Origin of the sequence: Pseudomonas sp. NMS19W, assembly GCF_051554255.1 — a bacterium.
Lineage (GTDB): Bacteria > Pseudomonadota > Gammaproteobacteria > Pseudomonadales > Pseudomonadaceae > Aquipseudomonas > Aquipseudomonas kribbensis.
Map to the genome: position 1 here is coordinate 947322 of NZ_CP136718.1, position 23251 is coordinate 970572.

Sequence of the window (23251 nt, forward strand, 5' to 3'; positions counted from 1 at the left end):
TTCAGGCGGGCTGATACCCCATCCGCCAGCTCACGGCCCGCGTCGCCGCCAGCAACCGCTGCGCCGCCGGGCCGTTTTCGTCGGCGTGGAACAGTGAGGTCGGGCCGACGATGGTCAACACCGCCGCGATCTGCCCGAGGGCGTTGAACACCGGTGCCGACAAGGCATCGACGCCGGGCATCAGCAAACCATGCACATGATGCAGGCCGCGTTCGCGGATCTGTTCGCACAAGGCCGCATAGGTTTTTTCGTCCGCCAGCGGATGGCCGCCGCTGGCGATTTCCTGTTCGCGCAATTCGTCGGTTTCCCGGTGCGGCAGGTAGGCGCCGAACACCAGACCTGTCGAAGAACTGAGCAGCGGCAGCACCGAGCCCAGTTGCGTCACCACGGTTACCGCGCGCACCGCCGGCTCGATGTGCACCACGGTCGCACCCTGATTGCCCCAGACCGCCAGGAAACAGGTTTCGTTGAGTTCGTCGCGCAGTTCGGCCAGCGGCAGGGCGGCGACTTTCAGCACGTCCATACTGTTGAGTGCGGCCAGGCCCACGCGCAGCGCTTCGCGGCCGAGGCCGTAGTGGTTGGTGGCGGTGTTCTGTTCGGCGAAACCACTGGCGATCAATGCCTGCAGATAGCGGTGAACCTTGCTCGCGGGCATCTGCACATGTTCGGCCAGGCGCGACAGCGAAGTGGACGGCGACAACTCGGCCAAGGCCTTGAGGATGTCGGTGCCGACTTCGGCGGAGCGGACTTTCTGTTTGCCGTTGCTGTCGCTGGTTTTTTCCATGGTGCTGCCGTGTCCCGGAACGAATGGGCGTCTTTATAGCTTGACGCTGGATAGCGAGCAAATTACGTTATGCGTAATTGAATTACGATAAAAATAACCCCGGCGTGCCAAGACCTCTGATCCAGAGCGTCCGGCCATGCCGACTCCCTGTTCAGGAGGCTCCATGAACCTCGATTCAGCCCTGGCTTACCAGTCCGGTTTCGGCAACGAATTCAGCTCCGAAGCGTTGCCCGGCGCACTGCCCGTCGGCCAGAACTCCCCGCAGAAAGCCCCGTACGGTCTGTACACCGAACTGTTCTCCGGCACCGCGTTCACCATGACCCGCAGCGAAGCGCGGCGCACCTGGATGTACCGGATCCAGCCGTCGGCCAATCACCCGGCATTCGTCAAACTGGAGCGGCAGCTGGCGGGCGGCCCGTTGGGTGAAGTCACCCCTAATCGCCTGCGCTGGAACCCGCTGGAGATCCCGTCCGAGCCGACCGATTTCATCGACGGACTGGTGAGCATGGCGGCCAATTCCGGTGCCGACAAACCAGCCGGCATCAGCATCTATCACTACTGCGCCAACCGTTCGATGGAACGGGTGTTCTTCAACGCCGACGGCGAGCTGCTGCTGGTGCCGCAACTGGGGCGTCTGCGTATCGCCACCGAACTCGGTGTGCTGGAAGTGGCGCCGCTGGAAATCGCCGTGCTGCCACGGGGCCTGAAATTCCGCGTCGAATTGCTCGATGCGCAGGCACGCGGTTACATCGCCGAAAACCACGGCGCGCCGCTGCGCCTGCCAGATCTGGGACCGATCGGCAGCAACGGCCTGGCCAATCCGCGGGATTTCCTGACCCCGGTCGCGGCTTACGAAAACCTGCAACAACCGACCACGCTGGTGCAGAAATTCCTTGGCCAGTTGTGGGGCACCGAACTCAATCACTCGCCGCTGAACGTGGTCGCCTGGCACGGCAACAACGTGCCGTACAAATATGACCTGCGCCGCTTCAACACCATCGGCACCGTCAGTTTCGATCACCCGGACCCGTCGATCTTCACCGTGCTGACCTCGCCGACCAGCGTCCACGGTCTGGCCAACCTCGACTTCGTGATCTTCCCGCCGCGCTGGATGGTGGCCGAGAACACCTTCCGTCCGCCGTGGTTCCACCGCAACCTGATGAACGAATTCATGGGTCTGATCCAGGGCGAATACGACGCCAAGGCCGAAGGTTTCTTGCCTGGCGGCGCGTCCCTGCATAGCTGCATGAGCGCTCACGGACCGGACGGCGAGACTTGCACCAAAGCCATCAACGCGGACCTGAAACCGGCGAAGATCGACAACACCATGGCCTTCATGTTCGAGACCAGCCAGGTACTGCGCCCAAGCCGCTTCGCCCTCGACTGTCCGCAACTGCAATCCACTTACGACGCCTGCTGGGCCACGCTGCCCGCCACGTTCGACCCGACCCGGAGATAATCCATGACTCAGAATTCCATCACCCGCAGTTGGGTCGCTTCGGCCAACGGCCACACCGATTTCCCGTTGCAGAACCTGCCGCTGGGCGTGTTCAGCTTCAATGGCTCGGCACCGCGCGCGGGCGTGGCGATCGGCGAGCACATCTTCGATCTGCAAGTGGCGCTGGAGGCGGGGCTGTTCGACGGCGCCGCGCGCAGTGCAGTTGAAGCCATGCAGGGCGGTCAGTTGAACGCATTCTTCGAGCTCGGCCGCGAAGCTCGCGTTGCGTTGCGCGAACGACTGCTGGAACTGTTCAGCGAAGGCAGCACCCATCGCGGCAACATCGAAGCCCAGGGCGCAAAACTGCTGCCGCTGGCCACCGATTGCCAGCTGCACCTGCCGGCGCGCATCAGTGACTACACCGACTTCTACGTCGGCATCGAGCATGCGCAGAATGTCGGCAAACTGTTCCGCCCGGACAACCCGCTGCTGCCGAACTACAAACACGTGCCGATCGGCTACCACGGTCGTGCCTCCACCGTGCGCGCCTCCGGCACCGACGTGCGCCGTCCGAAAGGCCAGACCTTACCGGCGGGTGCGACCGAGCCGACCTTCGGCCCGTGCGCTCGTCTGGACTATGAGCTGGAACTGGGCATCTGGATCGGTCAGGGCAACGAGATGGGCGAGCCGATTGCCATTGGCGATGCTGCCGAACACATCGCCGGTTTCTGCCTGCTCAATGACTGGTCGGCCCGTGACATCCAGGCCTGGGAATACCAGCCGCTCGGCCCGTTCCTGTCCAAGAGTTTCATCACCAGCGTCTCGCCATGGGTGGTGACCGCCGAAGCGCTGGCGCCATTCCGCACCGCGCAACCGGCGCGTCCGCAAGGCGATCCGCAGCCGCTGCCGTACCTGCTCGACAAGCGCGATCAGGATGGCGGTGGTTTCGACATCGAGCTGGAAGTGCTGCTGCTCACCGAGAAAATGCGCGAGCAGAACCTGCCGGCCCATCGCCTGACTTTGAGCAACACCCGCTACATGTACTGGACCGTCGCGCAAATGGTCGCGCACCACAGCGTCAATGGCTGCCAGTTGCAGGCCGGTGATCTGTTCGGTTCGGGCACCTTGTCCGGCCCTGAAAACGGCCAGTTCGGCAGCCTGCTGGAAATCACCGAGGGCGGCAAAAAGCCGATTGAACTGGCGTCCGGTGAGGTGCGCAAATTCCTTGAAGACGGCGACGAAATCATCCTGCGCGCCCGCTGTGCCCGCGAAGGTTTTGCCTCCATCGGTTTCGGCGAATGCCGTGGCACCGTGCTGGCGGCGCGCTGACAGGAGCGGCACATGGATCTCTATACCTATTACCGCTCCACCTCGTCGTACCGGGTGCGGATCGCGCTGGCACTCAAGGGCCTCGACTATCAGGCGCTGCCGGTCAACCTGATCGCACCGCCCGGAGGCGAACATCGGCAACCGGCGTATCTGGCGATCAACCCCCAGGGCCGGGTGCCGGCCTTGCGCACTGACGACGGCAAGTTGTTGATTCAGTCGCCGGCCATCATCGAGTATCTGGAAGAACGTTATCCACAGGTGCCGTTGCTGCCCGAAGACCTCGTTGCCCGCGCCCGGGTGCGTGGCGTGGCGGCGGTGATCGGCTGCGATGCGCATCCGCTGCACAACGTCAGCGTGCTCAATCGCCTGCGGGGTCTGGGCCATGACGAGCCGCAGGTCAACGAGTGGATCGCTCACTGGATCGGTCAGGGGCTGGCGACGGTGGAGCAGTTGATCGGCGATAGCGGCTTCTGTTTCGGCGAGTGGCCGTGCGTGGCTGACGTGTACCTGATTCCGCAGTTGTACGCGGCCGAGCGTTTCAACGTTTCGCTTGAGGCCTACCCACGGATTCGTCGCGTGGCAGCGCTGGCCGCTGAACATCCGGCGTTCATTGCGGCGCATCCGGCGAATCAGCCGGACACGCCGAAGTAGCATTTGATGGCTCCCGCGCAACGCACGGGAGCCATTCCGGTTACCTGCAAAAAATCATAAAAACAAAACAGGTACCTTGCGATGCACAACCAGATTGCCAGCTTCCGGGCGGCACTCGACGCCCGTCCTGTGTCCCGCTTTCAGTGGTTGCTCCTGATTCTTCTCGCCTTGCTGCTGGTCACCGACGGCTATGACGCCCAGGTGCTCGGTTACGTGGTGCCGGCGCTGGCGCAGGACTGGGGCCTGGAGAAGTCGGCGTTTGGCCCGGTGTTCAGCGCCAACCTGCTGGGCCTGACGCTTGGCTCGCTTGCCGTGACGCCACTGGCCGACCGTTTCGGCGTGCGGCGGATTCTGCTCGCTTGTGTACTGATCTACGCCAGCCTCACCGTGCTGATGGTGTTCGCCGATTCCCTGAACACCCTGATGATCGCGCGTTTCATCTGCGGCATCGGAATGGGTGGCGCGATGCCCAGCGCCATGGCGTTGATGTCGGAATATTCGCCGCCACGCCTGCGTACGCTGATGGTGACGCTGGCGGCGTGCGGTTTTTCTTTCGGTGGGGCGGCAGGCGGTTTTGTGGCGGCCGGGTTCATCGACCGTTTTGGCTGGCAAGCGGTGTTCCTCGCCGGCGGTGTCACGCCGTTGCTGCTGTTCCCGTTCCTCTGGTGGATGCTGCCGGAGTCCTTGCCGCGTCTGCTGCGTGACGCACCGCCGTATGCGCGCCTGCGCAAGGTCACCGCGCGAATGCTGCCGGACTGGCAACCGCCCGCCGCATCGGTCGAACAAAACGAGCGCGAGCAGGGCAGCAAACTGACCGTGGTTGAATTGTTCCGCAACGGTTATGCGCGTCCGACCTTGCTGATCTGGTCGACCTTTTTCGTCAGCCTGATCCTGCTGTATTTCATGATCAGCTGGCTGCCGTCACTGCTGCTGGAAAGTGGCCTGAAACTCAATGAAGCGAACCTGGTGACGTCGATGTTCCTGTTCGCCGGTACGCTGGGCGCGATCTGCATGGCGTGGTTCGCCGACCGTTTGAAACGCAAGGTGCGTCTGCTGTCCGGGGTACTGGCCGGTGCAGCGCTGTGCACCATTCTGCTGGGCCTGAATCACGACAACCCGCGCTATCTGGTGGCCTGTGTGTTTGCGGCGGGCTTCTGCATCATCGGCGGGCAACTGACGCTCAATGCGTTCGCCAGCAATTTCTATCCGGCCCACGTACGTGCCACCGGCACCGGTTGGGCGCTGGGGGTAGGGCGGTTCGGCTCGATTCTCGGGCCGCTGTTCGGCAGCCTGTTGCTGGCAATGCACATTCCGGTGGAGCAGATTTTCTTCTTCTGCGCGATTCCGGCCGTGATCGCGGCGTTGCTGATCATTCAGGTGCGTTCGCCTTCAGCGGCGTCAGTCAGTGCACCACCGAATTGGGCGGCAGATGCCCCAGCCGCTCCGTCAGGCGAAGCCGCTGAATCGGGTCGTCACTGAGCAGCAGCGCGTGTTCCAGGTCGAAACGCTCGGCGTTCGGGCAGTCGAGACGCTGATACAGACTGGCCCGGGCCAGGTAGTCGGCGGCGCTGGCATTGCCCAGTTCGAGCACGCGTTCGGCATCGATCAGCGCCGCGATGTAGTCATCGTGGGTCAGATGCAACTGACGCAGGTTGCGCGACAGGCGCTGTAGCATTTGCAGCGGCGTGGCGGTCAGCAGGTGGTCGGCCTTGAGTTGCATCTGGTGGCCGTATTGGCGATGCAGCAGCTCGCGACAATCGTTCGGATACAGGCGCCGTCCACCGCACGGATCAAGCAGGTGATCGGCGCCGGGGACCTTCAGCAGGAAATGCCCGGGGAAGTTCACGCCCACCAGCGGAATCTCCAGGCCTCGGGCAAGTTCCAGCGCAATCAGCGCCAGGGCCAGCGGTTGACCGCGGCGGGTCTGTAACACCTTGTTCAGCAGCGCGGCCTGCGGGCGTACTGGAGCAAAGTCATCCTGCGCGAAGCCCAGCTCGACCATGCGCCGCAACAGCGGTTGCGCGAGTTCGCTGACCGGCAACAACGGCAAACCAAAGCTGACCCGTTGTTGCAGCTCGATGAAATCCTGCAACAGCGCATCGGGATCGACGTGCTTATCGTGCTCGGCGGCCATCCACAACGCTGCCTCCAGCAGCGCAGGCGGTGAACGGTGCAGACACTCGAAAAAACGTTGGCGCGGACTCATCGAAATCTCCGGAGAATGCCTCGTTTTAGCCCCGTCTCTGACATTCGTCCAGTACCGCGCCGCTCTGCCATCGGGTTATGCCGCAACGCATTGGTCGCTGTCGGGCCTTATTCCCGTGCGCTTCAGCAATTTTTGGGCGCAAGCCTATACTGGCGACTACCAGAAGTGATTCGGGAGCCTGCCGATGTTCGCTCTCATGCAAAGCACTCGCCTGGAATCGCTGCACCTTAGCGTTGATCCGGTGTCCGGATTGAAGGCGGTCATTGCCATCCATAACAGTCGCCTCGGGCCAGCCCTGGGCGGGTGTCGTTATCTTGCCTATCCGAACGATGAATCCGCCGTCGCGGACGCCATTCGCCTGGCCCAGGGCATGAGTTATAAAGCAGCACTGGCCGGCCTGGCCCAGGGCGGCGGGGTGGCCGTGATCGTGCGGCCGGCCCATGTGGAAAATCGTGGTGCGCTGTTCGAAGCATTCGGACGTTGCATCGATCAACTCGACGGCCGCTACATCACCGCCATCGACAGCGGTACTTCGGTGGCGGACATGGACTGCATCGCCCAGCAGACCCAGCATGTCACCAGCACCACGTCCGCCGGCGACCCTGCGCCACACGCGGCAATGGGCGTGTTCACTGGCATCCGCGCTACCGCCATGGCGCGGTTGGGTAGCGACAACCTCGAAGGCTTGCGCGTGGCGATTCAGGGGTTGGGCAATGTCGGTTACGCACTGGCCGAACAACTGCATGCCGCCGGCGCCGAACTGCTGGTCAGCGACATCGACCACGGCAAGGTGCAACTGGCGATGGAACAGCTCAATGCTCATCCGATTGCCAACGACGCCTTGCTCAGCACGCCGTGCGACATCCTTGCACCGTGCGGACTGGGCGGTGTGCTCAACAGCCACACGGTCACCCAGTTGCGCTGCTCGGCGGTGGCAGGCTCGGCCAACAATCAGCTGACACATCTGGATGTCGCCGATCAACTGGAGCGGCGGGGCATCCTGTATGCGCCGGACTACGTGATCAATGCCGGCGGGCTGATCTACGTTTCCCTCAAGCATCGGGGCGAAGAGCTGACAACCATCACCGCGCACCTGTCGAAGATCAGTTCGCGGCTGACCGAAGTGTTTGCTCACGCCCAGGCAGAAAAGCGTTCACCGGCGCGGGTGGCGGACGAGCTGGCGGAGAAAGTGTTGTATCGCTGAGATTTGTCCGGACATGAAAAAGCCCCTGAGTCATTCAACTCAGGGGCTATTCAATTCAAGTGTCGCTTACTTTGCAGCCTTCGCCGCCTTGGCGGGTTTGGCCGGCGCTTCTGCCGGTTCGGCTGCGTCTGCCGTCTCGGTCGCTACAACCGGTGCCACCGGTGCGTTGATCAGCTCCGAGAGGGCATCAGGCTGGCTCTTGAACGCCCGGGCGAACACATCGCGGTTCTTCGCCATGTAGATCCCGACTTCTTCCACTTGCTGCTCGCTCAACGAGGGAACGGCTTTTTCCAGCACTTCGGCCAACAGTTCGGCCAGTTCGAGCATTTTGTCATGACGGTCAGCTTCGGCTTTATCCATGAACAAGCGCTCCAGATCTCGGCTGCTGCGGTATACCACTTCGACGGCCATTCACCACCTCACATGCCTTCACATTAAGTTGTCTTTGCGACTACTGTATCTATATACAGCGAAAGGATAAGCGAATCCCTGCGCTTTGGGTAGTGGCTTTTTAATGTAGACCGGATTCGGATTTTGTCAGCCTGACGCCTGTGCACAGGTGCGACCAAACGCCACGGCGCAGGTTTCGCGGCGCCTCGCCATGATGGCGTGGCCTCTTTTCTGCATGCATCTGTGTACGTGCGCAATAACCGTCACGTCCAGCAAGCAACATCCGCTCGAACCGGGCTAAGGAACCTTCATCGTGAAAATCAACTGGGCCGAGAAACTGCGGCAAAACGTGCATCAACTGGCCGAGTCCCTGGGCAACCTGTTCGTCGAGACCTTCCACTACCTGGCGCTGTTCGCCATTGGTGCGGTGACCGCCTGGGCGGCGGTGATGGAATTTCTCGGGATGCTCGAGGAAGGGCATATCAAGATCGATGACATTCTGTTGCTGTTCATCTATCTGGAACTGGGGGCGATGGTCGGGATTTACTTCAAGACCAACCATATGCCGGTGCGCTTCCTGATCTACGTGGCGATCACCGCACTGACGCGCCTGCTGATCTCCAACGTCTCGCACCACAATCCGCCGGACATGGGCATCATCTACCTGTGCGGCGGGATTCTGCTGTTGGCGTTCTCGATCCTGGTGGTGCGCTACGCCTCGTCGCAATTTCCTTCGGTGAAAATCGAGAAGCCGCAACGCAAGCTCGGTGCGGGTTCCGGTGAACACCCGGAAATCGAGAAGGGCGAGCTCTAAAGACCGATCGAGGGTCGATGCTGGCCCTTGATCTGCCGCGGTGGCGGGGTGAGCCCGTCGCCACGGGTCATCGCTTCTAGGATCGCCATGGCGCTGTGGCCCTGTTCGATGGCGATGCCGAACTGGATGCTTTGCACCAGTCGCTTGAGGCGTTTGGGATCGTTGCGCTGTTCGGCGCTGATCATCCGTTTGGCGACGATCCGGCCGCCGTTGGAAAGGGTCAGCATGATGCTGCCGTCGAGGCCCTGAATGCTCAGGTTGATCTGATAGTCCGGCGCGAAAGCATCGGTAATGATCTGAAAAGGATTGTCCATGATGCGTCACCGCCTGATTGAACGTGCAGTTGTTGACCGGCCTTGATCGGGTTGGTTCGCCAAACCTGACCGTCGGCCATTCCGTGGTCCTGTCTCCTTCAGCGATGTAGCAAGGGACATGCCGGGAATATTGTCGAACAATGAAACCGGCCAAAAAGAAGGCGAGCCCATGGCTCGCCTTCTTCGTTTGCGGCCCGATTCAGGGCAGAACCGAGTAGATGATCGCTGACAGTGCAATCAGGCCGATCAGCACCACGAACACGTTGGACACCTGGCCCGAATACTGGCGCAAGGCTGGCACGCGGCGGATCGCGTACATCGGCATCAGGAACAACAGGCAGGCAATCACCGGCCCGCCGAGGGTTTCGATCATGCCGAGGATGCTTGGGTTGAAGGTCGCCACGGCCCAGCAGCTGAGGATCATGAACAGCGCAGTGGCGCGGTTCAGCCAGCTCGCCGACATCACCCGGCCACGACCGCGCAGGCTTTTGACGATCATGCCCTGGAATCCTTCGCTGGCGCCGATGTAGTGGCCGAGGAAGGATTTGGTGATCGCCACCAGCGCGATCAGCGGCGCGGCGTAGGCGATGACCGGGGTCTGGAAGTGGTTGGCCAGGTACGACAGGATCGAAATGTTCTGCGCCTTGGCCGCTGCCAGATCCGCCGGCGACAGCGCCAGCACGCAGCTGAAGCAGAAGAACATCACCGTCACCACCATCATGCCGTGGGCCATGGCGAGGATGCCGCTGCTCTTGCGTTCGGCCTGATCGCCGTAGCGTTGTTTCTGCTCGACGGCGAACGCGGAAATGATCGGCGAATGGTTGAACGAGAACACCATCACCGGAATCGCCAGCCACAGGGTCTTGAGGAATACCGACATTTCCATCGGTTCTTGAGCACTGGCGAAGAATGCGCCGTTCCAGTTCGGAATCAGGCTGATGCCGAGCAGCAGCAACGCGGCGACGAACGGATACACCAGCACGCTCATGGCTTTGACGATGACGCTTTGACCGCAACGCACGATGGCCATCAGACCGAGGATCAGGGCCAGCGACAGCACCGCGCGCGGCGGCGGAGCGATGTGCAATTGATGTTCGAGGAAGCTGCTCAGGGTGTTGGTCAGCGCCACGCTGTACACCAGCAGGATCGGGAAGATCGCGAAGAAATACAGCAGCGTGATCAGTTTGCCGGCACCGATGCCGAAGTGTTCTTCCACCACTTCGGTGATGTCACCGGAGCGGCCCGACAGCACGAAGCGGGTCAGGCCCCGGTGCGCGAAGAAGGTCATCGGGAACGCGAGCAATGCCAGGATCAGCAACGGCCAGAAGCCGCCGACACCGGCGTTGATCGGCAGGAACAGCGTACCGGCACCGATGGCGGTGCCGTACAGGCCGAGCATCCAGGTGGTGTCGAATTTGCTCCAGCCCTTGTGGGCGGTTTCGTTATTGCGTGTGCGGTCTACAGCAGGACTTTCGGCAGCAGGTGTACGTACATCGGTCATCGTTTTTGCCTCGTTATTATTCTTGCTCGGGCTCACGTGTTACAGGCGGTCAGGGAGCGCTCCTCAGCACTCCACCCAGCTCACGGCCAGGCCACCCCGTGAAGTCTCTTTGTATTTGTCATGCATGTCGGCGCCGGTATCGCGCATGGTGCGGATCACCCGGTCGAGGGAAATGAAGTGTTTGCCATCACCGCGCAGAGCCATTTGCGTAGCGTTGATCGCCTTCACCGCAGCGATGGCGTTGCGCTCGATGCATGGCACCTGCACGAGGCCGCCGACCGGGTCGCAGGTCAGGCCGAGGTTGTGTTCCAGGCCGATTTCGGCGGCGTTTTCCAGTTGCTCCGGCGTAGCACCGAGCACATCGGCCAGACCCGCAGCGGCCATCGCACAAGCGGAGCCGACTTCGCCCTGGCAGCCGACTTCGGCGCCGGAGATCGAGGCGTTTTTCTTGCACAGGATGCCGACGGCGGCCGCGCCCAGAAAGAACGCGACCACGTCATCGTCCGACGCGTCCGGATTGAATTTCATGTAGTAGTGCAGGACGGCCGGGATGATCCCGGCAGCACCGTTGGTCGGCGCGGTGACCATGCGCCCGCCGGCGGCGTTTTCTTCGTTGACGGCAAGGGCGAACAGGTTGACCCACTCCATCGCCGACAGAGTCGAACTGATGACGTTCGGTTTGCCGATTTCCAGCAGGCTGCGGTGCAATTTCGCCGCACGGCGCGGAACATTCAGACCACCAGGCAGCACGCCTTCGTGACGCAAACCTTGCTCGACGCATTCGCGCATCACCGACCAGATATGCAGCAGGCCCTGACGGATCTCGGCATCGCTGCGCCAGGCCCGTTCGTTGGCCATCATCAGTTCGGAAACCCGCAGGTTGTGCTGCTTGCACAGCGCCAGCAGTTCGACGGCGCTGGAAAAATCGTAGGGCAACTCGACGTCACCGGTCGGTGCTACGCCGGATTCGGCTTCGGCCGCCTCGATGATGAAACCGCCGCCGACCGAGTAGTACGTTTGCGTGAACAGCTCGGCGGTTTCGCCAAAGGCTGTCAGCGACATGGCGTTGGGGTGGTAGGGCAGGCTCTCGTCCAGCAGCAGGAGATCGTGTTGCCAGTTGAAGGCAATGTTTCGCTGCCCGGCCAGGCAGAGTTGGCCGGTTTCCCGCAGTTGCTGGATACGCGGGTCGATGGTCGACGGATCGATGCTGTCCGGCCACTCGCCCATCAGGCCCATGACCGTTGCGCGGTCGGTGGCGTGACCGACGCCGGTGGCCGAGAGCGAGCCATACAAGCGAATTTCGACCCGCTTCACATCCACCAGCAAATGCTGGTCGATCAGGGCCTGTGCGAAGGTCGCGGCGGCGCGCATCGGGCCGACGGTGTGGGAACTGGACGGACCGATGCCGACTTTGAATAGATCGAAAACACTGATAGCCATGCTAAAGCCTTACAAGCAATGGAGTAGGAATCGCCGCCATTTTTTGTAGGACAAGCGCAATGTCGGCGATACTGCCTACCTCGCTTCAGCGTGACTAACGAAACTTCCTAAGTAAGCCTTTAGCAGGACTAAACCATGAGCCGTCAATTGCATGCCCAGACTTACGTCTGGCTGCAGGTGTTTTCCTGTGCCGCGCGGCACCTGTCGTTCACCCGTTGTGCCGAAGAACTGCACATCACGCCGGGGGCGGTCAGCCAACAAATCCGACAACTGGAAGAGCGCCTGGGCTTTCGCCTGTTTCACCGTCGCGCGCGGGGTGTGGAGCTGAGCGCGGAAGGGCAGCGACTGGCGATTACGGTCAACGAGGCTTACGGCAGCATCGATGCGGAATTGCGTCGCCTGGATGCGGGGATGATCAGCGGGATTCTGCGAGTCCGTTCGATTCCATCGTTTCTCAGCAAATGGCTGACCCCGCGCCTGCCGCGCCTGCAACAACGTTACCCGGACATCCAGCTGCGGCTGGTGGCCGAAGACAGCAGCGTGCCGTTGCATGAAGGGGATTTCGACCTGGCCATCGACTTGAACGACGGCAGTTATCCGGGCCTGTTATCCACAGCCTTGCTCGACGAGCAGATTTTCCCGGTGTGCGCGCCGGGCCTGCTGCGCGGGCGGCCACCGCTGCACGGGCCGGCGGATCTGGTGCATTTCCCGTTGCTGCACGACATCACCGCGTGGCGCGGCAGTTATGAGTATGCGGAGTGGGAGTTCTATCTCAACGCTGTCGGTTTCGAGGGTGCCGACGTACGGCGTGGGCACACGTTCAACCGCAACCACCTGACCATCGAAGCGGCGATTGCCGGCATGGGCGTGGCGATTGCCCGGCGCACGTTGCTCAACGACGAGCTGGAGCGGGGGACGTTGATCGTGCCGTTCGGGATTTCGGTGCCCAATCACAAGCGCTATGTCTTGCTCTATGCGCCGGGGGCGTTGAGCCATCCGGGCGTGCGCGCGGTGCATGACTGGCTGGTGGAAGAGGCGGAGATTTTTCGTAGCCTGCACCCGTTGGGTGATGGCCAATTGTGAGCAGATTTTTCAGGGTGACGGGGCGACCCAACTCCCGACCTTACCAGCGCTTCACTCGGTTGTCCGGCTTTTTTTGCGTATGAATATTTATCTTTTTTCAGGGGTTGAAATGTTCGTCAAGCGGGCCGATTGTTGTAATCAAGAGGTCACGAAATCCTGTTCAAGGCCTCTTGCGAGCTAGCTGAAATAAGGGATGAACTATGCAAATCCAAGTCAACAGCGACAACCATATTCAAAGCAGCAAACGACTGGAGGAGTGGGTACGAACCACAATTGAGAGCACGCTCGACCGTTATGAGGAAGACCTGACCCGTGTCGAAGTCCATCTGAGCGACGAGAACGGTGACAAGCCGGGTCCCCATGACTTGCGCTGCCAGCTGGAGGCGCGGCCAAAAGGCCATCAACCGATTTCCGTCACCCACAAAGCCGATTCGCTGGAACAGGCGATCGATGGTGCAGCCGAAAAACTGGAGCACGCGCTGGAGCACCTGTTTGGCAAACTGCGGGGCAAACCGCGAGCCGCTGTGGTGCCGTTCGAAAGAAAGGCGAATGACCGGTTGCTGGAGGAAGAGTTTCTGGAAAACGAACAGGCAGCGATCAACAGTTGATGCGCTGATTTTATAAGTCACCCAATGAGAACGGGCCTGCAATTGCAGGCCCGTTTTTGTTTGTGGCGGGTTTGAAACCCCTCTCCCTTGGGGAGAGGGCAAGGTGCATGTTGTTATCAGAAGGCAACGGATGTCTGCACATACACCGTGCGCGGCTCACCGACATACTTGCCCTTGTTGTTGTCATCGAACGAACGGGTGAAGTACTGGGTGTTGAAGATGTTCTTCACCCCCACCGCCACGTTCAGGTCCGACAGCTGCGGGCCGAAGTCATACCCGGCACGGCTGCTGAACAGCATGTAGCCCGGGATCTTGCCGGTGCTGCCGTCGGCGCTTTCTTTCGAGGTGTTGGCGTTGTCGGCGAACTGGTCGCTCTGGAAGCTGCTGTCCAGGTTGAGTTTCCACGGCCCTTCGGTGTAACCGACGCCGATCGTGCCTTTGTGTTTGGACGAGAACGGCACACGGTTGCCCTTGTTCGGGCCGTCTTCGCGGATGGTCGCGTCGACATAGGCGTAAGTGGCGTAGACATCGAAGCCGGCCAGCGCCGGGCTCAAGTCATCCAGCGCGTAATTGACGCTGGTCTCGATGCCCTGATGGCGGGTTTCGCCACGGGCGATCACCGAATCGTTGGTCTGGTTGCTTTCGTACTGGTTGTCGAAGTTGATCAGGAACGCGCCGATTTCCGCGCGCAATGCACCGTTGTCGTAACGGGTGCCGAGTTCCCAGGTACGGGCCTTCTCCGGTTTCACTTCACCGCTGCTGACGCGGTTGGGCATCTGGCTGTATTGCACGCTGCCGAAGGAGCCCTCGGTGTTGGCGTACAGGTTCCAGCTGTCGGTCAGGTGATACAGCACGTTCAGCGCCGGCAGTGCGGTGTTGTAGTCGCCCTTGTATTTGACGTTGGTCAGGTTGTTGGTCTGTTGCGACTCGATCATCTCGTAGCGCACGCCCGGCGTGATCGTCCACTTGCCGATGTCGATGCGGTCATCGACGAAGAACGCATTGGCTTCGGTGCCGCCACGGGTGTCGCGGTCGTTGCGGCTGTTGGTGGTCGGGTATTGGTTGCTGGCAATCGGCGTGCGATAGCGCAGTTCGTGACCGGCCTCGTTGATGTAGCGATAGCCGACGCCGACTTCATGGCTGGTCGGGCCGAGGTCGAAACCTTGGGCGAAACGGGTTTCCAGACCGCGAACCCAGTATTCGCGCGGCGACAGCGACAGGAACGTGCCCTGATCCAGATAACCGCTGCGCAGGGTCTTGGTGAAGAAGGTGTTGGCGGTGAACTCGCGGCGATCTTCCTGATAGCGATAGCCGAAATTGAACATCGTGCGACGGCCCCAGAACTGGTCTTTCGGGCGGGTCGACTGATACGGGTCGGCATCGTAGTCGGCGACATTCAGACCGCCGGGCATGTCGGCCTTGCCTTCGTAATACTGGGCCATGGCGTTGAAGCTGTTGGCTTCGTCGAGCTGGTATTTGCCCTTGAGGATCAGGTCGTCGATTTCCGTGTCGCTATGTTCGCGCCAGTCGCCACCGCGCGTGCCGGAGTACAGCAGGGCACCGCCCAGTCCGTTCTCGTTGGTGCCGCCGGCCAGCAGATTGGCGCTGGTCTTGAAGCCGTCATGGCTGGACGATGGGCTGGTTTCGGTCTGGAAGCCGCCCTTGACGGTCGGCTCGTCCGGAATCGCCCGGGTCACGAAGTTGACCACGCCGCCGACGTTCTGCGGGCCGTAACGCACGGCGCCGCCGCCTCGCACGACATCCACCGCGTCCATGTTGCCCATGCTGATCGGCGCGAAGGACAACTGCGGCTGACCGTAAGGCGCGAACGGCACCGGAATGCCGTCCATCAAAACGGTCGAGCGCGCGGCCAGGCGCGGGTTGAGGCCGCGAATGCCGAAGTTCAGCGCCATGTCGTGGCTGCCGGTGCCGTTGTTTTCCGGGGCGTTGACCCCGGGAATGCGATTGAGCACGTCGCGGGCCTGGGTCGCGCCCTGACGTTCGAATTCTTCGCGGCGGATCACGTCACGGGCACCGGGATGTTCGAAGACGTTGACCTGCGCGGCTTCACCCAGCCAGTCGCCGACCACTTTCGAGGTGTCCAGCTCCAGCGCCGTATCGCTCGACGGCTGCAGGCTGAAAGCATTGCCACCTTCGGCGCGAGCTTGCAGGCCGGTGCCTTCGAGCAGCGCGTTTAGACCTTGTTCCGCTGTGTAGTTGCCTTCCAGTCCACGGCTCTGCACGCCGCTGGTGACCTGCGAGCCGAACGAGATCAGCACGCCGGCTTCACGGCCGAACTGGTTGAGGGCGTTTTCCAGCGACGACGGGGCGATGTGGTAAGCCTTGGTGTCGGCAGCCTGCGCAAGGGGCAGGGCGCTGAAGCTCAGGCTGGCGCCGAGGACAAGATTGCGCAGGGTTCGGGCCAGCGGCGTGAGGCGGGTGGGGTGCATGGAGGACGGTCCTGAGAAGGTTGAATCAAGGGGGCTTTCCTTCTCTGTCACGCCAGATCTGAAAAACGGCTCATTTATTTTTTGCGATGGATCAAACCTTGGCTTCGACCGTCACCCAGTAGCGGGTAAAGCGCTTCACTTTTACCGGCAGGCTGATTTCCAGCAGGTCGAGAATCCGCTCGCTGTCGTCCAGTGGATAAGTCCCGGAGATCAGCAGGTCAGCCACTTTCGTATCGCAATGCAGTTGCCCGCGACGATAACGGCCGAGTTCGTCGAGGAAGTCACCCAGGCGCATGTGCGCGGCCACCAGCATGCCGTCGGCCCAGGCGCCGCTGTTGGCATCCAGCGGTTTGGCTTCGCCGACAGAGGTGGCGCTGAAACTCAATTGCCGTGCGACCGGCAGCAACATCGGCGCGCGACCCTGTGTGCTCAACTCGACCCGACCTTCAAACAACGCAACCTGCGTGTGGTCGGCAAACTGCCGCACATTGATCCGTGCCCCTCGGGTTTTCAGCAGGCCTTGGGCGGTTTGCACTTCGAAGGGTTGAGTGGCGGTCAGCAGCATTTCGCCTTCGAGCAGACGGATCAGACCATCGCCCCGGACATCTGCCGCACTTGCGGTGTTGAGCTGCAACTGGCCGCCGGCGCCGAGCGAAATCTTGCGTCGCTGACCGACCGGGCTGCGGTAATCGGCCAGCAGCGATGGCAACGGATTGTGCTCGCGCATCCCCCAGGTGACCGCAGAACCTGCGCCGAGAATCAGCAACAGGTTCAGTGCCTGACGCCGGCTGGCGGACTTCGGCGCGTTCAACGCGGCGTGGGCCAGTGGAGACGACAACCCGCGCAACCGCGAATTGACCCGCTGAATGTGTTCCCAGGCGCGGCGATGTTCGCTGTGGGCGTCGATCCATTGCTGCCAGGCTTGTTGCTGGCGCGTGTTCAACGGGCCCTGCTGCATTTCCAGCAGCCAGTGCACGGCCTGCTCGGCGACCTGCGATGAAAAATCCATCGGCGGGTTCACAGGGCGAAGTAGCAGCGCATCGCCGCTTTATTCAGATGACGTTTGACCGTGGCCACGGAAATGCCCAATTCAACGGCGATCTGTGGATAGGTCAGGCCATCGACCTGCGCCAGCAGAAAGGCACGTTTGACTGCGCGCGGCAGACCGTCGAGCAATTGGTCCAGCTCCATCAAGGTTTGCAGAATGATCGCCTTCTCTTCTTCCGAAGGCGCGACCACTTCCGGCATCTGCGCGAGGGTGTCGAGGTAGGCGCGCTCCAGATTCTGGCGACGGTAATGGTTGAACAACACGCGCTTGGCCAGGGTGGTGAGGAATGCGCGCGGCTCGATGATGACCGGCGGTTCGCGGGCAGTCAGCACCCGGATGAAGGTGTCCTGGGCCAGATCGGCGGCGCTGTCCGGGCAGCCGAGTTTGCGCCGCAGCCAGCCGGTGAGCCAGCTGTGATGGGCCTGATACAGCGATTCGACAGGGTGGGCGGACGACAACGGCATCACTCCGGGCGCATGCGGATGCGTTAGAGAACAAGAATGGTTCGCATTGTATGGCTGCGAATGCACGCCGGCAATCAGACTCTTTTGCGTATGAGAATATTTATCATTAATATCGCTCATCTGTCGTCTCGGCTCGTTGGCCGGGCGTTAACCGTTTCAGGGCCGAAACATGAAAGCCAAACTCGCCGAACTCCCCATGTCCTATCGTCTGGCCGTCACGTCGCGTGTGCTCGCGGCGGTGTTCGGCGGCTATCTGGTCGCGGCGCTGGCCAGTGTCACGCTGACCCTGTGGTTGCCGCTGAACCGCGCCGAAGCGGTCGTCACCGGCATGACCGTCTCGTTCCTGGTCTATCTGGTGGCGGTGCTCTGGTGCTTCGCCTGTCGCAGCGCATGGTCGGCGTGGGTCGGTCTGCTGGTGCCGAGTGTGATTCTGGCGACGATCTCCGGCGCTGCCCGAGGCCTGGGCTACGCATGAAAGAGGGTTTAAGCCAGGCAATGACCGGCCCGCTGCCGCGCCCTGTCGCAGGGTTCTTGAACTGACATGCTGATCAGCCATCCGCCCGAGTCCCGCGACGACGAACCCCACGGCGCCCGTGCGCATTTTCTGCAGGTGTTTTTGTCCCAGCGTTCACAAATGGAAGCTTTGGTGAACCGCCGCGTCGGCTGTCGGGCAACCGCGGCGGACCTGGTGCAGGATCTTTTCTTGCGTTTCTGGCGCCGGCCGCTGGTGCAGGTCGAAGAACTCAGCACCTACCTGTTGCGTTGCGCCGGCAACATCGCCATCGACCATCTGCGCAGCGAAGGCACGCGAGTGCGGGTCAACGAAGGCTGGCAGCCGGATGAACCGGACAGCAGCGCCAGCGAGCCGCAAGCCGCACTAGAAGCAGGTAATGATCTGCGCCACGTCGAGGCGGCGTTGCGTGCCTTGCCCGAGCGCACGCGGCAGATCTTTTTGCTCAATCGCATCCACGGGCGCAAGTACGCCGAGATCGCCAAAGCCATGGGCCTGTCCCAAAGCGCCGTGGAAAAACATATGATGCGCGCCCTCGAGGCCTGCAAGGCCAGCCTGCGCGAACCCGCGCCACGCCTGCCAGGGAAAGCACCGTGAATCACACCGACCGCGTCACGCCGACGCCTGCTCAGGAACAGGCGGCTTTTGCCTGGCTGAGCCTGTTGCACGACCGCCCGAGCACCGGCGATCAACTGACCTTCAGCCAATGGCTGCATGCCGATCCCGCCCACGCCGAGGCTTATGCCCAGGCGCAAGTCATCTGGGAATTGAGCGAAGGGCCGGCCCGCACCCTGGCCGATGAAGATGCGTTCGCCTTGCAGGGTTACCTGAATGCGATGGACCGGCCGCGCCGTCCACAGGTCCGGCGCTGGGCCGGAGCGCTGGCGATGGCGGCCTGCCTGTTGTTGATGATCAGCCTCGGCACCGGTTGGCAGCCGCAGCGCTGGATTGAAGATCTGGGCGCTGATTATGTTTCGGCACCGGGTGAGATCCGCACGGTGACTCTCGCCGATCAATCGCAAGTGACATTGGACGCCGACAGCGCCATCGCCGTGGATTTCAGTCACGGCGAGCGGCATGTTCAACTGCGTCGGGGCGCCGGATTTTTCAGCGTGACCCACACCGGCGAGCCGTTCGTGGTCGAGGCCGAGAAGGGCCAGGCGCGGGTGCTCGGCACGCAGTTCGAAGTGCGTCTGCAGCCACACGGCGCACAAGTCACCGTGCTGTCCGGGCGCGTCGGCGTGACGGCGGCAAGAGACGCCGAACAACAGATTCTCACCGCCGGCCAGCAGGTGGCGTATGGCGAAGGGTCAGCGCAAAAACTGCACGCCGTGGACAGCGAAGCGCAACTGGCCTGGCGTCAGGGTTGGCTGACTTACTACAAGTCGACACTGGCCGATGTGGTGCAGGATCTGCGGCGTTATTACCCGGGGCGCATCGTGTTGCTCGACGATGAACTGGGCGCGCGCAAGGTCAGCGGGAGTTTCCCGAGCAAGGATCCGCAAGTGGTGTTGAATTCGCTGCAAGGGGTTCTGGGATTCGAGCAGCATCAGGTGTTGGGCAAGCTGATCATCCTGCGCTGAAAATATTTTCAGATTTGTAGTGAGGTAAATTCCGGCGCCATCCGTGTAGTGACTGAAACTGCGAGTCATTCGCATCCGTTGCGGTTCTACACAGGTCATGAGCAATGAAGTCCAGGGCAAAATCGGGTTCGGTCAAACAGTGGTTCGGTGCCTCGGCACTGGGTTTTGCGGCGTTGGCATTGCTGCCGATGAGCGTGGCGCAGGCCGCTGAAAGCAACAGCAGCCAGCCACAGAAACAGTTCAGTTTTTCCCTGGCTGCCAAACCGCTGCCGCAGGCCTTGAGCGATTTCAGTCGCGTGACCGGCCAGAGCGTGGTCTACACCGTCGAGGCGCCGTACGGCCTCAATGCGCCGGCGGTCAATGGCCAGATGAGCGCCGAACAGGCACTGCAACGATTGCTCAGCGGTTCCGGCCTGACCTTCCGTCGCACCGACAGTCATACCTTGATGCTCGAACCGCAGCCCATCGAGGGCACACTGAACCTCGGTGCGACCACCATCACCTCGATGGAAAACCAGCCGCTGAGTTACCAGCCGCCGGAAACCAGTTCCGTGATGCGTTCCTCGGCGTCGCTCCAGGAAATCCCCCAGACCGTCAACGTGATCCCGGCCCAGGTCATTCGCGACCAGGCACCGCGCAATCTCGATGATGCACTGGCCAACGTCAGCGGTATCACTCAGGGCAACACGCTGGGCAGCACCCAGGATTCGGTGATGACCCGCGGCTTCGGCGACAACCGCAACGGCTCGATCATGCGCGACGGCATGCCGGTGGTGCAGGGGCGCGGCATGAACGCCACCGTGGATCGCGTCGAAGTGCTCAAGGGCCCGGCCTCGCTGCTGTACGGGATTCAGGACCCGGGCGGCGTGGTCAACATGGTCAGCAAGAAACCCGAACTGACTCAGTACAACGCCCTGACCCTGCGCGGCTCGACCTACGGCGACGGCAAGAATGGCAGCGGCGGCTCGTTCGACAGCACGGGTGCGCTGGGTGACTCCGGTCTGGCCTATCGCATGGTGCTGGATCATGAAGACGAAGATTACTGGCGCAATTTCGGTACCCACCGTGAAAGCCTGATCGCACCGTCGCTGGCCTGGTACGGCGAGCGCACCAAGCTGTTGTTCGCGTATGAGCATCGGGAATTCCTGACGCCGTTCGATCGTGGCACGCTGATCGACCCACGCACCAACCATCCGCTGGACATCTCGCGCAACGAACGTCTGGATGAGAAATTCAACGACATGGAAGGGCGCTCGGATCTCTACCACTTCGAGGCCGACCATGAACTCAACGACGACTGGAAAGCCCACTTCGGCTACAGCTGGAACCGCGAAACCTACGACGCCAGCCAGGTTCGCGTAACAGCGATCGACACCAAAAAAGGCACCTTGACCCGCAGCATGGACGGCACCCAGGGCGCGATCAGCACCGACCGTTTCACCACCGCCAGCCTCGAAGGCAAGGTCAAGGTGCTGGGCATGCAACATGACCTGGTGTTCGGCGTCGACGACGAGTACCGCAAAATCTACCGCGCCGACCTGATCCGCCAGAAAAGTCTGAGTACCTTCAGTTACGTCAATCCGGTGTACGGTCGTGAAGTTGCCGGCTCCACCGTCAGCCCGGCGGACAGTGCGCAGACCGATCTGCTGCGCAGCGACTCGGTGTTCCTGCAGGACTCGATTCACCTCAACGACCAGTGGATTCTGGTGGCCGGCGGGCGCTTTCAGGAGTACGACCAGTACGCCGGCAAAGGCGTGCCATTCAAGGCCAACACCGACAGCAACGGCCAGAAGTGGGTGCCGCGCGCCGGTCTGGTGTATCGCTACACCGACGCGTTGTCGTTCTACGGCAGCTACACCGAGTCGTTCAAACCGAACTCCACCATTGCTCCGCTGAGCGGCAGCAGCACCGTGCTCGACGGCAGCATCGCGCCGGAAGAAGCCAAGTCCTGGGAGTTGGGTGCGCGCCTCGATATTCCGGGCCGCGTCACCGGCAACATCGCCTTGTTCGATATCAAGAAACGCAACGTGCTGGTGGCCAACGCCGAAGGCCCGACCACGATTTACAGTGCCGCCGGTGAAGTGCGTTCCCGAGGTCTGGAAGTGGACCTGACCGGTCAGCTCAGCGACCGCTGGAGCATGATCGGCAGCTACGCCTACACCGACGCCGAGGTCACGGAAGACCCGGACTACAAAGGCAACAAGCTGCAAAACGTGGCGAAGAACACCGGTTCGCTGTCGGCGGTCTACGACTTCGGCAGCGTGATCGGTGGCGATCAACTGCGGGTCGGCGCGGGCGCGCGATATGTCGGTGAGCGGGCAGGCAACGCGGTCAATGATTTCGAGCTGCCGAGCTACACCGTGGCCGATGCGTTCGCCACGTACGACACCAAGGTTGAAGGGCAGAAGGTCAAATTTCAGCTCAACGTGAAGAACCTGTTCGACCGCACCTACTACACCTCGGCGGCCAGCCGGTTCTTCGTGTCGATGGGCGATTCGCGGCAGATTTCGTTGTCGAGCACGCTGGAGTTCTGATCAGCGCAAGAACGCCTGGCGATATTCGCCGGGTGTTCCACCCAGCACCTGGCGAAAGCGGTTGGTGAAGTGGCTGGCACTGGCAAACCCGCACGCCAGGGCAATCTCGCCCAACGGCAAACCCGTCCCGCGCAACAACTCCCGCGCCCGGCTCAAGCGCCGCGCCAGCACATACTGATGCGGCGGCAGGCCGAAGCTCACCCGGAACATCCGCGCAAAGTGGTATTCCGACAACGCACACAACCCGGCCAGTTGCCCGAGACTGATCGGCTCGGCCAGTTGGCTGTCGATGAACTCCACCAGTTGCCGGCGCTGATGCGGCGCCAGTCCGCCTTTCAAACGTAGACCCTGACGCACACCGACCTGACTGAGCAGGGTGTGGCTGATCAGTTCATGGGCAAGGCTGCTGGTCAGCAAACGTTCGGCGGGTTCGTCCCAATTCAGCGTAAGCAACTGCCGGAAGCGTTGTGCTTGTTGTGGGTCTTCGAGGAAGGTCTGTTCGCGCAACTGCATTTCCCGGGGCTCGCGATCCAGCAGTGTGACGCAACCCAGGGCAAATTGTTCGGCGCTGAAATACAGATGTGCCAGCCGGATATCGCCGTTGATCACCCAGCCCGACTCGTGATCGGCCGGCAGGATACAGAGCTTGTCCGGCCCGCCTTTCTGCCCGGGTTGATCGCGACGGAACGTACCGGTGCCGCCGGCGATGTAGCAGGACAGGGTGTGATGGCTCGGTGCTTCATAATCCTGTGCATCGTGGTGGTTGGTCCACAACGCGGCAGACAAGCCGTCACCCAACTCGGCGCTGTGCACAAGACGTGCGTTCGGCGAGCTGTTCAACGCTTGAAAGACTTGCAGGGTATCGATGGCGGCCATGGTCAGTCGGTTCTCTTCAACGC

21 protein-coding genes and 1 pseudogene are annotated in these 23251 nt (G+C 61.7%); 12 read left to right on the forward strand and 10 right to left on the reverse strand.

What is annotated here, in order from left to right:
* Window position 1: 1 nt before the first annotated feature.
* On the reverse strand, window positions 2-784 hold the full coding sequence (locus R1A29_RS04160; protein ID WP_438300730.1) for an IclR family transcriptional regulator: 783 nt from the start codon (window positions 782-784) through the stop codon (window positions 2-4).
* A 163-nt stretch (window positions 785-947) separates the two neighbouring features.
* On the opposite strand from R1A29_RS04160, the gene hmgA reads away from it, so the two are divergent.
* The 4 genes from hmgA to R1A29_RS04180 all read left to right on the forward strand — a co-directional run bounded on the left by hmgA (window position 948) and on the right by R1A29_RS04180 (window position 5681).
* Entirely contained in the window at window positions 948-2243 is a 1296-nt protein-coding gene (gene hmgA / locus R1A29_RS04165) for a homogentisate 1,2-dioxygenase (protein WP_438300731.1), read from the forward strand.
* A gap of 3 nt (window positions 2244-2246) precedes the next feature.
* Entirely contained in the window at window positions 2247-3551 is a 1305-nt protein-coding gene (fahA, locus tag R1A29_RS04170) for a fumarylacetoacetase (protein ID WP_438300732.1), read from the forward strand.
* Between the two features lie 12 nt (window positions 3552-3563).
* The gene (gene maiA / locus R1A29_RS04175; RefSeq protein ID WP_438300733.1) at window positions 3564-4202 is read left to right on the forward strand and encodes a maleylacetoacetate isomerase; all 639 of its coding nucleotides are present in this window, start codon (window positions 3564-3566) and stop codon (window positions 4200-4202) included.
* 81 nt (window positions 4203-4283) lie between these two features.
* Complete coding sequence (locus R1A29_RS04180) at window positions 4284-5681, forward strand: MFS transporter (RefSeq protein WP_438300734.1); 1398 nt, start codon at window positions 4284-4286, stop codon at window positions 5679-5681.
* Here R1A29_RS04180 and R1A29_RS04185 read toward each other — a convergent pair.
* The gene (locus R1A29_RS04185) at window positions 5605-6408 is read right to left on the reverse strand and encodes a SirB1 family protein (RefSeq protein ID WP_438300735.1); all 804 of its coding nucleotides are present in this window, start codon (window positions 6406-6408) and stop codon (window positions 5605-5607) included. The genes R1A29_RS04180 and R1A29_RS04185 overlap by 77 nt on opposite strands.
* Before the next feature lie 184 nt (window positions 6409-6592).
* Here R1A29_RS04185 and R1A29_RS04190 point away from each other — a divergent pair, with 184 nt between their 5' ends.
* Complete coding sequence (locus R1A29_RS04190; RefSeq protein ID WP_085711736.1) at window positions 6593-7612, forward strand: Glu/Leu/Phe/Val dehydrogenase family protein; 1020 nt, start codon at window positions 6593-6595, stop codon at window positions 7610-7612.
* A gap of 153 nt (window positions 7613-7765) precedes the next feature.
* On the opposite strand, the pseudogene R1A29_RS04195 reads toward R1A29_RS04190, so the two are convergent.
* A pseudogene (locus R1A29_RS04195) lies at window positions 7766-8023 on the reverse strand (YebG family protein); the annotation flags it as partial.
* Between the two features lie 292 nt (window positions 8024-8315).
* On the opposite strand from R1A29_RS04195, the gene R1A29_RS04200 reads away from it, so the two are divergent.
* Complete coding sequence (locus tag R1A29_RS04200) at window positions 8316-8816, forward strand: phosphate-starvation-inducible protein PsiE (RefSeq protein ID WP_003221775.1); 501 nt, start codon at window positions 8316-8318, stop codon at window positions 8814-8816.
* On the opposite strand, the gene R1A29_RS04205 is transcribed toward R1A29_RS04200, so the two are convergent.
* The 3 genes from R1A29_RS04205 to R1A29_RS04215 all read right to left on the reverse strand — a co-directional run bounded on the left by R1A29_RS04205 (window position 8813) and on the right by R1A29_RS04215 (window position 12071).
* On the reverse strand, window positions 8813-9130 hold the full coding sequence (locus R1A29_RS04205; RefSeq protein WP_085711734.1) for a DUF3509 domain-containing protein: 318 nt from the start codon (window positions 9128-9130) through the stop codon (window positions 8813-8815). The two genes, R1A29_RS04200 and R1A29_RS04205, sit on opposite strands and share 4 nt — an antisense overlap.
* Before the next feature lie 199 nt (window positions 9131-9329).
* Window positions 9330-10631 carry an HAAAP family serine/threonine permease gene (locus R1A29_RS04210; RefSeq protein WP_408986665.1) on the reverse strand — a complete coding sequence of 434 codons (1302 nt, stop codon included), beginning with the start codon at window positions 10629-10631 and terminating at the stop codon, window positions 9330-9332.
* Window positions 10632-10694: 63 nt separating this feature from the next.
* Window positions 10695-12071, reverse strand: a complete 1377-nt coding sequence (locus R1A29_RS04215) for an L-serine ammonia-lyase (RefSeq protein ID WP_438300736.1) — start codon at window positions 12069-12071, stop codon at window positions 10695-10697.
* Between the two features lie 135 nt (window positions 12072-12206).
* On the opposite strand from R1A29_RS04215, the gene R1A29_RS04220 reads away from it, so the two are divergent.
* Together R1A29_RS04220 and R1A29_RS04225 are read left to right on the forward strand one after the other, a co-directional pair.
* The gene (locus R1A29_RS04220) at window positions 12207-13154 is read left to right on the forward strand and encodes a LysR substrate-binding domain-containing protein (RefSeq protein WP_438300737.1); all 948 of its coding nucleotides are present in this window, start codon (window positions 12207-12209) and stop codon (window positions 13152-13154) included.
* 200 nt (window positions 13155-13354) lie between these two features.
* On the forward strand, window positions 13355-13762 hold the full coding sequence (locus R1A29_RS04225) for an HPF/RaiA family ribosome-associated protein (RefSeq protein ID WP_085711730.1): 408 nt from the start codon (window positions 13355-13357) through the stop codon (window positions 13760-13762).
* 116 nt (window positions 13763-13878) lie between these two features.
* Here the strand turns inward: R1A29_RS04225 and fecA are convergent, their stop codons facing one another.
* From fecA to R1A29_RS04240, 3 genes are all read right to left on the reverse strand, one after another.
* Window positions 13879-16212: a TonB-dependent Fe(3+) dicitrate receptor FecA gene (gene fecA / locus R1A29_RS04230; RefSeq protein WP_438300738.1), complete on the reverse strand. Its 2334-nt coding sequence runs from the start codon at window positions 16210-16212 to the stop codon at window positions 13879-13881.
* 91 nt (window positions 16213-16303) lie between these two features.
* Complete coding sequence (locus R1A29_RS04235) at window positions 16304-17233, reverse strand: DUF4880 domain-containing protein (protein ID WP_438300739.1); 930 nt, start codon at window positions 17231-17233, stop codon at window positions 16304-16306.
* On the reverse strand, window positions 17230-17718 hold the full coding sequence (locus R1A29_RS04240) for a sigma-70 family RNA polymerase sigma factor (protein ID WP_438302007.1): 489 nt from the start codon (window positions 17716-17718) through the stop codon (window positions 17230-17232). Before R1A29_RS04240 ends, R1A29_RS04235 begins: the two co-directional genes overlap by 4 nt.
* A gap of 175 nt (window positions 17719-17893) precedes the next feature.
* Here R1A29_RS04240 and R1A29_RS04245 point away from each other — a divergent pair, with 175 nt between their 5' ends.
* The 4 genes from R1A29_RS04245 (at window position 17894) to R1A29_RS04260 (ending at window position 22352) form a co-directional block, all read left to right on the forward strand.
* Complete coding sequence (locus tag R1A29_RS04245; RefSeq protein ID WP_134825537.1) at window positions 17894-18199, forward strand: DUF3649 domain-containing protein; 306 nt, start codon at window positions 17894-17896, stop codon at window positions 18197-18199.
* A 66-nt stretch (window positions 18200-18265) separates the two neighbouring features.
* The gene (locus R1A29_RS04250; protein WP_119426751.1) at window positions 18266-18832 is read left to right on the forward strand and encodes an RNA polymerase sigma factor; all 567 of its coding nucleotides are present in this window, start codon (window positions 18266-18268) and stop codon (window positions 18830-18832) included.
* Entirely contained in the window at window positions 18829-19818 is a 990-nt protein-coding gene (locus R1A29_RS04255; RefSeq protein ID WP_438300740.1) for a FecR family protein, read from the forward strand. The genes R1A29_RS04250 and R1A29_RS04255 overlap by 4 nt, the downstream gene beginning before the upstream one ends.
* A 104-nt stretch (window positions 19819-19922) precedes the next feature.
* Window positions 19923-22352 (forward strand): TonB-dependent siderophore receptor, encoded by a 2430-nt coding sequence (locus R1A29_RS04260; RefSeq protein WP_438300741.1) that lies wholly within the window; start codon window positions 19923-19925, stop codon window positions 22350-22352.
* On the opposite strand, the gene R1A29_RS04265 is transcribed toward R1A29_RS04260, so the two are convergent.
* Window positions 22353-23228: a helix-turn-helix domain-containing protein gene (locus R1A29_RS04265; RefSeq protein WP_438302008.1), complete on the reverse strand. Its 876-nt coding sequence runs from the start codon at window positions 23226-23228 to the stop codon at window positions 22353-22355.
* Window positions 23229-23251: the final 23 nt, after the last annotated feature.